At 27.6% G+C, this 12405-nt stretch carries 11 protein-coding genes; 1 reads left to right on the top strand and 10 read right to left on the bottom strand.

The window, feature by feature from the left end; genetic code table 11:
• Window positions 1-237 precede the first annotated feature (237 nt).
• Both KQY27_RS07105 and KQY27_RS07100 read right to left on the bottom strand, forming a co-directional pair.
• Complete coding sequence (locus tag KQY27_RS07105; protein WP_224425876.1) at window positions 238-495, bottom strand: hypothetical protein; 258 nt, start codon at window positions 493-495, stop codon at window positions 238-240.
• 329 nt (window positions 496-824) lie between these two features.
• Window positions 825-1400: a GMP synthase subunit A gene (locus tag KQY27_RS07100; RefSeq protein WP_224425875.1), complete on the bottom strand. Its 576-nt coding sequence runs from the start codon at window positions 1398-1400 to the stop codon at window positions 825-827.
• Between the two features lie 403 nt (window positions 1401-1803).
• Here KQY27_RS07100 and KQY27_RS07095 point away from each other — a divergent pair, with 403 nt between their 5' ends.
• Complete coding sequence (locus KQY27_RS07095) at window positions 1804-1971, top strand: hypothetical protein (RefSeq protein ID WP_224425874.1); 168 nt, start codon at window positions 1804-1806, stop codon at window positions 1969-1971.
• Between the two features lie 213 nt (window positions 1972-2184).
• Here the strand turns inward: KQY27_RS07095 and trxB are convergent, their stop codons facing one another.
• From trxB to KQY27_RS07055, 8 genes are all read right to left on the bottom strand, one after another.
• Window positions 2185-3108, bottom strand: a complete 924-nt coding sequence (trxB, locus tag KQY27_RS07090; protein ID WP_224425873.1) for a thioredoxin-disulfide reductase — start codon at window positions 3106-3108, stop codon at window positions 2185-2187.
• A 120-nt stretch (window positions 3109-3228) separates the two neighbouring features.
• A complete protein-coding gene (gene gatE / locus KQY27_RS07085; RefSeq protein ID WP_224425872.1) occupies window positions 3229-5139 on the bottom strand; it encodes a Glu-tRNA(Gln) amidotransferase subunit GatE in 1911 nt (636 codons plus the stop codon).
• A 109-nt stretch (window positions 5140-5248) separates the two neighbouring features.
• On the bottom strand, window positions 5249-6562 hold the full coding sequence (gene gatD, locus KQY27_RS07080; protein ID WP_224425871.1) for a Glu-tRNA(Gln) amidotransferase subunit GatD: 1314 nt from the start codon (window positions 6560-6562) through the stop codon (window positions 5249-5251).
• A gap of 172 nt (window positions 6563-6734) precedes the next feature.
• Window positions 6735-8252 (bottom strand): 2-oxoacid:acceptor oxidoreductase family protein, encoded by a 1518-nt coding sequence (locus tag KQY27_RS07075; RefSeq protein ID WP_224425870.1) that lies wholly within the window; start codon window positions 8250-8252, stop codon window positions 6735-6737.
• Window positions 8253-8275: 23 nt separating this feature from the next.
• Entirely contained in the window at window positions 8276-9484 is a 1209-nt protein-coding gene (locus tag KQY27_RS07070; protein ID WP_224425942.1) for a 3-methyl-2-oxobutanoate dehydrogenase subunit VorB, read from the bottom strand.
• A gap of 75 nt (window positions 9485-9559) precedes the next feature.
• Window positions 9560-9841, bottom strand: coding sequence for a 4Fe-4S dicluster domain-containing protein (locus KQY27_RS07065; protein ID WP_224425869.1), 282 nt, complete (start codon window positions 9839-9841; stop codon window positions 9560-9562).
• A gap of 107 nt (window positions 9842-9948) precedes the next feature.
• The gene (locus tag KQY27_RS07060) at window positions 9949-11634 is read right to left on the bottom strand and encodes an AMP-binding protein (RefSeq protein WP_224425868.1); all 1686 of its coding nucleotides are present in this window, start codon (window positions 11632-11634) and stop codon (window positions 9949-9951) included.
• A 148-nt stretch (window positions 11635-11782) separates the two neighbouring features.
• A complete protein-coding gene (locus tag KQY27_RS07055; protein ID WP_224425867.1) occupies window positions 11783-12343 on the bottom strand; it encodes a cupin domain-containing protein in 561 nt (186 codons plus the stop codon).
• Window positions 12344-12405: the final 62 nt, after the last annotated feature.

Raw genomic sequence — 12405 nt, 5'->3', positions numbered from 1 at the left:
TAAGATGGTTAGCTCCAGTTATTATTGTAATTTTAATAGCATATTTAATTTATGTATTTTTATTCTAAATTATTTAATACAATTTATTCTAATATAATATTATTTATTATAATAGTATCATGACATACTGTAATGTAATGTTTATTATAATTTTTATTATAATATCTATTATTATAATATTTATCTAAATATTATTTAAATTATAATCTAATTATCTTTTATTTATTAATTAAATTATTATTCATCATCAGAAGGTTCAAATTCTTCTATGACTTTTTTTATAGCTACTTCTAAACTGTCGTCTCTTTCAAGTTCTGCAGCTTCAATCATATCCTCATATTTAATAAATTTTTCTATTTTAACAGCTTTTTCACCAATTCCAGAAATTCTAAAATCTTCTTCAGAATCTCCTATTAAAAGAGTCAAGCCTTCTCTTTTTATCTCTTGTTTACAATCTACTGCTTTTGTTTTTAATTCTTCAACATTATCAATCATAGTAATCACTCTTTTATATTATATCATTATATATTTTTTATATAGATTATCATTTTATTTAATAATATCCATAAAATTTAAATCAAGTAATAACATATGTAAAAAAATTATTAAATAAATGAGTATTGCTCCTTTTAATTAATTATAAATAAAAAAATAAAAAAAATATAAAAAATAGTAAAAATATAAAAAATAAAGAATGAACTAAAGAATAAAGAAAATTAAAGAAAAATAAAGAAAAATACAACAAAATAAATTAGAATAAATAAAAATACATTATAAAATAATAAATATAAAAAATATTATTTTTAATTTTTAAATTTTTATATTTATTTTTGATTATTTAAACAAATTTCATAGAAATTTTTAAATATGAGTTCACCATCTGGAGTGTGATGAACCTCAGGATGGAATTGAATTCCATAAATATTCTTTTTTTTATGCTTCATAGCTTCAATATCACATATATTTGATTTAGCTAATATTTCAAAATCATCAGGAAGAGTTTTAACTTCATCTTTATGAGAAGTCCAAACTTTCATAGGAGACTCAATTCCATTGAATAAAATATCATCTTTTATAATATCAATTTCAATTTGAGCATAGCTTTCAGTAGAAGAAGTTGAAACTTCACCACCAAAAGATTTAGCTATCAATTGATGTCCCAAACATATACCTAAAATAGGAATATCCAATTCATCAATATTAGTTATATATTCTATACTATTTCCAGATTCATCAAGTGATGGACCTCCACCTAAAATAATTCCAATAGGATCTTTTTCTTTTATTTCTTCAGGAGATAATTCATTTGAAACTAAATCAGAGGGAATGTCTAAATATCTTAAACTTCTTCCAATTCTATGATTATATTGACCTTTATTGTTAATAATAAGAATTTTCATATTTTTTAACTCATAGTAAAATTTTGTAAATTTTTAATAATTTTTAAAACCCACATATTATGCTAGTAAAATTCTGATAAAAATTTATAATAAAATCTGTATTTATAAATCCATTAATAATAAATATTTTGATAGTTTATTATAATAAAATTTTTGATATTCATATATAAAATGTAGTATAAATTATTAATTAATAATTATTAGATTATTAGATAAATAATTTCAATTTAATAGTTAACTTATGATTAATTCAATATTAATAGTTAATAAATAAATTTTATTAAATATATAGGTGTATTAGTTATTTAGCTATATTAACTATATTAAATTTATTAAATTATTAGATTTATTAGATTTATAAAATTCAAATTATTTATATAGTACTTATTACATAAAATAAGACATGGAATTTCAAGATTTATTATTTATGATAGTAGCTGTTCTTATTGGAGCTGCAATAGTCTATTTATTCTTATGGTTGATACCAATTATTTTGCCTATTGTAATAGTTTTAATAATAGCATTTTTAATATATTCTTATTTAAAATCAAATAAATATAAAGAATATTAGGATATCATAAATTAAGTTTATTAAAATATATTATATGATTAATATATGATATTTTATAGTGTTATAATAATATAATAAAAAAATATAAAATTTATATTATAATAATATTATAAAAAATATAATAAATTATATTGTAGATAAATTATATAATATTTGAGTAGATTAAAATTAATCCAATTATATTAATTATTAATCTAATTATTTAAATATAAATTATTCTCTTTTTTTTGTTTGTTCTAGGTCTTGATAAGCATATGTAGCAGCTATTGCGCCTTCACCACATGCAACAACCCATTGTTTTACACCACCAGTAACATCACCAATAGCATAAACATTTTCAACATTAGTTCTTTGGGTCTTATCAGTAATTATTTGATTGTATTTATTAACATTAACCCCTAATTCTTTAGCTAGTTCACTTGATGGGACATCTCCAATAGCTATAAATATTCCTTGAACTTTCAATTCTTGTTTTGAATTATCTTTTATATTAGACAATATTACAGACTCTACCATTTGACTTCCTTTAATTTCTTCAACAACAGAATTCCAAATTACAGGTATGCCTTTTTCTTTTAGTTTATTTTGAAGATATTTTTCAGCTCTGAATTCATCACGGCGGTGAACAACAGTAACATTACAACCAACATTATTTAAGAAAATTGCTTCTTGAAGAGCACTATTTCCTCCACCAATCATTAAAATATCTTTATCTTTATAAAGTAAACCATCACAAGTAGCACAATAAGAAACTCCAAATCCATTATAATGATCTTCACCAGGAACTTCTAACTTTCTATGAGTGGCACCAGTAGCAATAATAATTGATTTAGCAAAATATTCATCTTTTGTAGTTTTTAATATAAAGCCATTATCTATTCTATCAATGGATTCAACACCTTCCATTTCATGAATTTCAGCATTTTTCTCTGTTTGAGCTTTCATTTTAGGTATTAAACTCATTCCTGCTATCAAATCAAAGCCAGGGTAATTTTCCATAGAAGGAACCATAAGGCCAGCCCCACCAGTAAGACCTTTATCTAATATTAAAGTTTTTGTTCCTTGTCTTCCAGCATACAATCCTGCTGTTAAACCTCCAGGACCTGCACCTATGATAATAATATCATATTCTTCCATTATATCCCTATCCTAAATCAATTGAAATTTTTTTATTATGAAATTTTTTATTATATAATTTTTTTATTATACTAATTTTATTATATAATAATTTACCATAATAATATAATGAATTTTAGATTAAATTAACTTTTCTATTTCTTCTTTAAGAATCTTGTTAACAATTTTTCCATCTGCTTTTCCTTTAAGTTCTTTCATCGAAACTCCCATAAGAGGTCCCAAAGCACCTAATTTTCTTTCTTCTATCATAGAAGAATTTTTAGCTACAATTTCCCCAATGATCTTTTGAACATCTGATTCATCAAGAACCAATAAATTTTTATCCTTAGCTATTTCTTCAGGTTCCTTGTTTGGGTATTCACAGATTCCAATAATAATCTCTCTTAATGCATCTTTTGAAACTTTTGAATCTGCAAGTAATTTGAATACATCAATCAATCTATTTTGATTAATCTTAGATATATCATGACCCTCTCTTTTGATTTCTCTTAAATCATAAGCTAAAACAGAAGCAATAGTAGTAGAATCAACATTATTACTACCGATTTCAGAAATTATTACTTCAAAATCATCAGCTTTTAGTCTTCTAACTAATTGATTAGCTAAATCTTCACTTAAAGCATATTGTGAAATTATTCTATCTTTCTTAACATCAGGTAATTCTGGTAAATTATTTTTAATGTTTTCAATTGATTCTTGGTCAATTTTAAATAAAGGAATGTCAGTTTCAAGATACATTCTACTAGAAGTTGGAAGTGGTCTCATATATTCAGTATTACCATCATCAAGGGATTTCCTTGTTTCTTCAATAACACCCTCAAAAGCCATATTAGCCCTTCTTATAACTTCTTCTAGAGCAGATACAGTTATATTCTCATTATGAGCTACAATAATAATAGCATCTTCTTTATCAACTGAAAGATATTCTCTCATAGATTGAACTTCTTCATTAGTTATACCATATGCAGGTAACTCATCAGTATGGAAAATTCCAGATACTCCTCTTTTTTTAGCATAGCTAGCAATTTCAGTTCCAAATCTTCTACCTTTTTGAATTTCTTCGCCAATCAATCCTGCAAAACCTTTTAATACAACACCTTTTACTGATTCTGCAGAAGAAATAATTTTTGAAGAACTATTTTCAAAAACAGAGCTAAGATCATGAATTTCATCTAAAACTTTTGCATTTCTTTTTTTAAGCTCATTTTTAATTTCAATTAGTTTCAATTGCCTTTGAACTTCACGTTCAACAATTTCACCCATTAAATCAAGATTTTGAACACCTTTTATTTCACATCTAGCACCTTTTGCTATAGAAATATTCAGATCTTGTCTTATAGTACCAAGACCTCTTTTAACATTAGTACTTCTTAAAACTTGACCAAGAGCATATGCCACTTCTCTTACTTGTTCGGGATGGTGAATTGAAGGATCAGTTGTGATTTCAACAAGAGGAATCCCTAACCTATCCAATCTAAAGTGTGTATGATCTTTTGTTTCAGAGTTTAGACATTTTTTACTATTAATATCTATTCTTTTTGAAGCATCTTCTTCTAAACAAAGATTTTCAATAGCTACTCTCCCATAAGGTGTTTCAAGATACCCATCAGTTGCAACTAGACCTGTACGTTGAAAACCTCCAGTATTACTTCCATCAATAACTTGTTTTCTCATTGTATGGAATTCATCAACAATATTCATATTAAGTAAAGTAGCTATAACCATAGAAAGCTCCAAAGCTTTTTGATTTAGATCATGAGGAGGTTCATCATCTGTTTCAACTAAACAAGTATGATAATCATAAGATTCATAATTAAATTTCATTTTTCTAAGAGATTCTTGAAGTGCAGCTCTGTCAATTTGGCCTAATTCACTTTGTGTAGGCCTTAAATTTCTTCTTATTTCTTCATCGAACTCTTCATCCACGAGTTCAGTAGCACATGGGCAAAATAGCTTACTCTTTGTATTTAGTTGCTGATGAATCTCTAAACCCATCTTTAAACCTAATTCATCCCAATTATTCATATTCATAAAAATCATACCTTCATAAAAATCATGTAATTAATTACATATAATACAATTATAGTTATAAATAAATTCAAATTATCTGAAATAACTCAATAATTTAAAAAACCATCAATCAGTTTAAAAAATGTTTTATTGAAGATTTTTCAGAAAATTCACCAGCAATATTTGTTTTCATGAGTTTTTCAACTTCTTCCAAATTATCATTTTGACCTAAAGCCCAGCATAGTTTAACATAAGCCACTTCAGGAGTCATGTCCCCACCAGATATAACATTAGCATTTAGTAACTTTCTTCCAGTACTATATACATTCATATTAACTTTTCCATAAAGACATTGAGAAGTCATTACAACAGCTATATTTTCATCATTAGCTCTTCTGATAGATTCAACCATATAATCCGGTACATGACCAAGACCAGTTCCTTCAATAAGAATACCTTTAAAACCTTTATCAATATGATAATCAATTAATTCATTGGTGATTCCTGGAAAACTTTTTATAAGTGCTACTTTAGATTCAAGATTATCTCGAATTTTTAACTCATTAACTCCTCTTTTAATATATCCAAGATTTGAATTAATTTTAGCCAATTCTCCATCTTTTAAAGTAGCTATTGGTTCACTATTAATACTTCTAAAAGTATCTCTCCTACTAGTATGCATTTTACGAACTTTTGTTCCTCTATGAAGATAACAATAGTCATCATCTAAATCAGCATGCATACAAACAGTGACTTCTGCAATATCAGATTTTGCAACTCCTACAGAATTGATTAAATTAAGATATGCATCAGTAGATGGCCTATCTGAACTTCTTTGAGCTCCAGTAACAACAATTGGAACTGGGGTTTCCAATATAAAACTTAGTGCAGCTGAAGTATAATGCATAGTATCAGTTCCATGAGCTACAACTACACCATCAGCACCATCCGAAATATCATTAGCTATGGAATTAGCTGCTTCAACCCAATATTTAGGTTTCATATTTTCACTAAGAATATTATAAAGAGCTTTAACTTTGTAATTAGCTAATTCAAGAAGTTCAGGATTAGCTCTAAGCAAATCATCAGCTGTAAAAGCAGGATGAACAGCACCAGTTTTATAATCAATTATAGATGAAACAGTCCCTCCAGTAGAAACAATTGAAATATCCATCTTATTTTTATCTTTTTTAGTGCCAATAGAATCATACTGAATTTTAGGCTTATCTCCTTTTTCAATCAACTCAATAATAGCATTATTAATATTTATACCTAAATTATACCCACTATCAAGTTTTAACACAATATATTCATCATCAGCATCTTCTGATCTATCAAGTAATATTCCTTTATAAGATACATTTTCTTTTTCAATCTTTATAGTATCTCCAATAGAAACATTAGCTGAATCTAAAAATTCTTTAGCTAATTTTTTATAAGTCATTTAATCACATTATAGTAAATTTTCAAATTTAAAAAATCAATATTATATAGAAAATTCTATTAAATAAACAATAATTATATAAACAATAATTTTATTACATCTATAATTTTATTTATATAATAATTTTACATAGTAATAATTCACCATATATTAATAATTCATCATATATGATTTATTTATAATTATTTTTTATCCAATTAGCTCCAGCTTCTAAAACATCTATATTAAGCTGAATCAATTTTGGTTTTGAGGAAAATATCTCTTTTATTCCTTGTTTATAAGCATCGGGCGAAATTACTTTTCCAATTCCCATTAATACTCCAAGAATAGCTGTATTAAAAGCTTTAGCATTACCTATTGATTTAGCTATATCTAATGCTGGAACTGGAATGATTTTTAGATCTTCATTTTTAACATTCTCTATATTAATCAATTCATCAATATCAATATCTCCAACACGAGAATCATATAATATTAAGCCATCTTTTTTAACATCAAGAGCAAACTTCTCTAAAGCTGGTTTATTAAGTGCAATAAGAACATCACATTTATCTACAACTGGAGAACCAATAGTATCCCCAGATATAACTACAGAACAATTAGAAGTTCCACCCCTTTGTTCTGGACCATAACTAGGATACCAAGAAACATGCCTACCTTCACTACAAGCAGCTTGAGCAAGTGTAAGACCTGCACTTAAAACACCCTGTCCTCCGAACCCAGCTATCTTTATATTTACTGGTTTAAATTCTAAATCAATTTCAGTTTCAATGGCATTATTACGATCAATATTAAATATTTTATCTAAACTTTCAATTTTAAAGTCAGATACTCCTCTTTCAATCTTTTCTCTTTCTTTTGATTTATCTCTAAATCTTTTTACAGGAAATTCTTTTTCCATTTGTTCTTTAATGAATTTTTTTGCACCTTCAGCATCTTGTCTCAAATTCGTAGGACAAGGAGAAAGAACTTCAACAAATGTATAACCTTTACCTTCTTTTTGAATCTTTAAAGCTTTTTTAACAGATATTTTTGCTTTTCTAATAGATTTTGCATCAGCAAGAGAAACTCTTTCAATAAAAACTGGAGCATCAAGATTATCAAGAAGTTCACACATATGCATAGGATAACCAGTATAATTTGGATCCCTTCCAGTTTGAGAAGTAATAGTTACTTCACCAATAAGGGTAGTTGGAGCCATTTGTCCACCAGTCATACCATAAACAGTATTATTTATAAAAAATACTGATAATTTTTCTCCACGATTAGCAGCTTGAATAGTTTCATTTAAACCAATAGAAGCCAGATCACCGTCACCTTGATAAGACATTACAATAGCATCTTCTTCAGCTCGAGAAATTCCAGTTCCAACTGCAGGAGCTCTTCCATGAGCAGTTTGAACATTACCACAATCGAAGTAATAATACCCAAATACAGCACAACCAACTGGAGAAATCATAACAGCCCTATCTTGAATTTCAAGCTCATCCATTGCTTCACCAATTAATTTATGTAGAATTCCATGGCCACAACCGGCACAATAATGAGTTACACTAGGAAAACTTCCACCCTTACGTGAAAACTCATCATATAATGAATCAGGTTTTTTAATGATTTTTGTTTCAAATTCTCCTTCATGATTATTTGATTTTTTAATTGTTTTTATATCCTTATTATTTTCAGATCCCATTTTTTCACCTCCAAAAAATTTATTTAATCAATAATTTGATATTTAACATCATCTTCATCAATCATACCATCTTTATAATTAGAATCAATATATGGTTCATCATGCTGATCATCATCTTTATCCCTATGAGGATAATCTTTAGCTAAGTCTATTTTACATTGCTCACATTCAGCTAAATCATATATTTTTTCAAGAATATCTTTAACCTCAATTAAGTTACCACCCATTCTATTAACCAGATGAATATCTTTACAATCAGAAATTGCACAGTTAGCAGCTAACTTAATATCTTCCCTCATTTGACCATTACTCATTTCAACAGAAATAAATTCGCAACCTTTCTTAGCATATTTTGCAATTCTTTTACTTGGAAATGGGAAAAGAGATATTGGTCTAAGTAATCCTATTTTAATCCCCATTTCTTCCCTTGCAATATCAACTGCAGACCTAGCTAATCTACTACTAATTCCATAAGCTACAAGGATAATTTCAGCATCTTCAATATCATTTCCTGAAATCATATATTCTTCAAAATCTACTTCTTTTTCCTCAATTTCATTATATTTAACTTGAAGTTCTTCATTAAAATCTTCAAGTTGATCAAAATCAAGAAAAATTGAAGTGACAAGATTTTTCATAGTTTCTTTATTTCCTCGAACTGCCCATGAGTCATCAGGTTTATGATCAATAGCAACCTCAGGAAAACGAAGAGGTTCAGCCATTTGTCCAAGAACAGCATCAGCTAAAACAACAACAGGCGTTCTATATTTATCAGCTAGTGTAAAAGCTTTCATTGTGAGATCACACATTTCTTGAACACTATTTGGAGCAAGAACTATACTTTTATAATTACCATGACCTCCACCTTTAACAATCTGATTATAATCCCCTTGTTCAGGACCTATGTTTCCAAGACCTGGACCTGCTCTCATAATATCAACAATAACAGATGGAAGTTCTGTTCCCGCTAAAAATGTAATTCCCTCCTGTTTTAAACTAATACCTGGTCCGGAAGAAGCTGTCATTACCCTATGCCCTGCTGAAGCACCACCATAAACCATATTTATAGCCGCTTCCTCACTTTCAGCTTGTACAAATTTTCTCCCAACTTTTGGGAAATATTTTGAAGCTTCATGGAGAATTTCACTAGCTGGAGTAATAGGATAACCAAAGAAACAATCACAACCTGCATACATAGCCCCAATAATAACTGCAGTATTCCCTTTGATCATTTGAGTACCTGTACTCACTGAAAATTCGGCATGAGTTGGAGCATCCTTATTTTCTTTAATCATTTGATTAACCATTTAATTTCCCTCCTTATCATTGTTTTCAATATTTGATTTTTTCCTTTTACGTTTTGGGATGTGGATTTCAATAGCTAAAGGTTCTGGACAAGTATAATAACAGTCTCCACAACCATTACATCCCTCACCTTTAAACTCTGCATAATTATAACCACTATCATTAAGATCTTCACTTATTTCAAGAGCATTATTTTTACAAGTGATAACACATCTATTACATCCTTTACACTGATTTTTATGAATAACTGGAAAAGGTTGTGGTCTTTCTTTAGATTTTGTCAATTTTATCCCTTCATATAATAAATTTAGTAATAAATAATATTTAATAAGATAATAATATAAATAATAAATAAAAATAAGCTTATAAAATAAAAGCTATTTCTAAAAAACTATTTTTCATCATCTATTCTAATTTCTTTTCTTTTAATTTTACCACTAATAGTTTTTGGTAATTCATCTACAAACTCAACAATTCTTGGGTATTTATAAGGAGCAGTAACCTTTTTTACATGATTTTGTATTTCTTTTTTAAGTTCTTCAGAAGGTTCATATCCTTTTGCAAGAACAATTGTAGATTTAACAACTTGTCCCCTAATTGAATCTGGGTAGCCTGTAATAGCGCATTCTAAAACACTAGGATGAGATACTAATGCACTTTCAACTTCAAAAGGACCGATTCTATAACCAGAACTTTTAATAATATCATCAGTTCTTCCAATGAACCAAAGATAATCATCTTCATCAACCCATGCAGTATCTCCACTATGGTAATGTCCATTATACCAGGTTTCTGCATTTTTTTCGTCATTTTTATAATATTCTTTAAATAATCCTGTAGGAACACCATCTTCGACATTTATAGTTATTTCTCCTTCTTCACCAATATCAACAATTTTTTCTTCACTATCAAGAAGTTCAATATTAAATGTTGGAGCGATTTTTCCCATAGATCCTGGACGGGGTTCTAACCAGAGAAAATTAGCTATAATAACTACAGTTTCACTTTGACCAAAACCTTCTCTTATTTTTAGACCAGATATTTCATGAAATTTATTGAAAACTTCAGGATTTAATGGTTCTCCTGCAGTTGTTGCATAAGTCCAATTACTGAAATCATGATCAGATAAATCTTCTTTAATAAGGAATCTATATATCGTGGGAGGAGCACAGAATGTATTAACTTTATATTCTGCAACTTTATCAAGAAGATTTAATGCATCAAATCTATCATAATCATATATAAACAACCCAGTTCCAGCTATCCATTGACCATATAAAGATCCCCAGCTAGTTTTAGCCCAACCAGTATCAGCAGAAGTATGATGTATTCCATCTTCTACTACATTATGCCAATATTGAGCAGTGATGATATGTCCTATAGGATAAGTAAAATCATGTAAAACCATTTTAGGTTGTCCACAAGTCCCAGAAGAGAAATAAATTAAAAATTTATCTTCATTTGTTGTAGCTTCTTCTCCAGTTGGTCTAGGGAAACTATCAGAAGCATTACTTATTTCTTTAGTAAAATTTAACCAACCATCGATTTGTTTTTCACCTGTTTTATCTCCAACAAAAATTTTTTTAAGTGGTGGATTAATGTCCAAGTCTTTTTCAGCTTTTTCAAAGTCTTTGATTAAATCTCCCTCATCTACAGATAATATAGCATCTACCGAAGCACTTTCAATTCTATAAACCATATCTTTAACTTTCAACATATGAGTAGCTGGAATAGGTATTGCTCCAATTTTATGAAGAGCCATCATAGAAAACCAAAATTCAAAACGGTTTTTCACAGTAAGCATCACAGAGTCTCCTTTATTTATTCCAAGATTTTTAAAGAAGTTAGCTGTTTTATTACTGTATTTTTTCATATCAGAAAATGTGAATATTTCTTCATCCCCATAATCATTACACCAAATAAGAGCAATCTTTTCTGGATCTTCTTCAGCATATCTATCTACAACATCAAAAGCAAAATTAAAGTTTTCTGGAATTTTAAACTTAAAATTTTCCTTAAAGTCTTCATAAGATTCAAATTCAACTCTATTAACAAATTCTTTAGTTAATGATGACATTAAATACCTCTAGTAAATCTGATTGTTAGTTAATAATTATAATATTATTATATTATATTTAATAAATTTAATAAACTTAATTAATATAATTAATTAATAATCTAATTATTTAATAATCTAATTAATAAAGTTAATTAATTTATTTTATTCATTGTACAATTACAGCTAAAAATTTAGCCTTTTTATTGTTTAAAGCCTTCATTGCATGTTCATAATTTGAATCAAAGAAAATTGAATCGCCTTCATTGAGAATTATTTCACGATTATGTATATATAACATCAATGACCCCTCTAATACATAATTAAACTCTTGACCTGGATGAGAATTTAAAGGTGGTTTATCATTACTAGGTTCTACTTTTACTGTCATAGTTTCCAATTTTTTATGAACAAATCTATCAGCTAAATTTTCACATTCATAACCTTCTCTTTGTTCAATTGGAACTCCTTTTCCAGAACGAGTGATATTAAATATATGCATCCTAGTTTCTTCACCAGAAACTAAAAGTCCCATATCTACATTTAATATTTGAGATATTTCATATAGAATACTTACAGGAATATCTTTTTCACCATTTTCATAAAGAACATAATCTTCATTATTAATATTAAGTTCTTTAGCTATTTTTTCTATAGAAATATCAGAAAGTTCTCGAAGTTCTTTAACTCTAAATCCAATATCTCTCACAATATCCTTCAATATAAACACCCATTCATTTAATAATAATATCTAATAATAATATTTAATAATATCTAATAATATTTAATAAT

The sequence above is a fragment of the Methanobrevibacter sp. TMH8 genome (assembly GCF_020148105.1).
Taxonomy (GTDB): Archaea; Methanobacteriota; Methanobacteria; order Methanobacteriales; family Methanobacteriaceae; genus Methanobinarius.
The sequence above is the reverse complement of the archived record's forward strand: the minus strand, read 5'-3'. Positions and strand labels throughout refer to the sequence as shown.

Excerpts from the sequence above, each read along its gene's own strand:
- KQY27_RS07105 (WP_224425876.1), bottom strand. The coding sequence starts at position 495 with ATGATTGATAATGTTGAAGAATTAAAAACAAAAGCAGTAGATTGTAAA.
- KQY27_RS07060 (WP_224425868.1), bottom strand. The coding sequence starts at position 11,634 with ATGTCATCATTAACTAAAGAATTTGTTAATAGAGTTGAATTTGAATCT.
- trxB (WP_224425873.1), bottom strand. The coding sequence starts at position 3,108 with ATGGAAGAATATGATATTATTATCATAGGTGCAGGTCCTGGAGGTTTA.
- KQY27_RS07095 (WP_224425874.1), top strand. The coding sequence starts at position 1,804 with ATGGAATTTCAAGATTTATTATTTATGATAGTAGCTGTTCTTATTGGA.
- KQY27_RS07070 (WP_224425942.1), bottom strand. The coding sequence starts at position 9,484 with ATGATCAAAGGGAATACTGCAGTTATTATTGGGGCTATGTATGCAGGT.
- KQY27_RS07100 (WP_224425875.1), bottom strand. The coding sequence starts at position 1,400 with ATGAAAATTCTTATTATTAACAATAAAGGTCAATATAATCATAGAATT.
- KQY27_RS07075 (WP_224425870.1), bottom strand. The coding sequence starts at position 8,252 with ATGGGATCTGAAAATAATAAGGATATAAAAACAATTAAAAAATCAAAT.
- gatE (WP_224425872.1), bottom strand. The coding sequence starts at position 5,139 with ATGAATATGAATAATTGGGATGAATTAGGTTTAAAGATGGGTTTAGAG.
- gatD (WP_224425871.1), bottom strand. The coding sequence starts at position 6,562 with ATGACTTATAAAAAATTAGCTAAAGAATTTTTAGATTCAGCTAATGTT.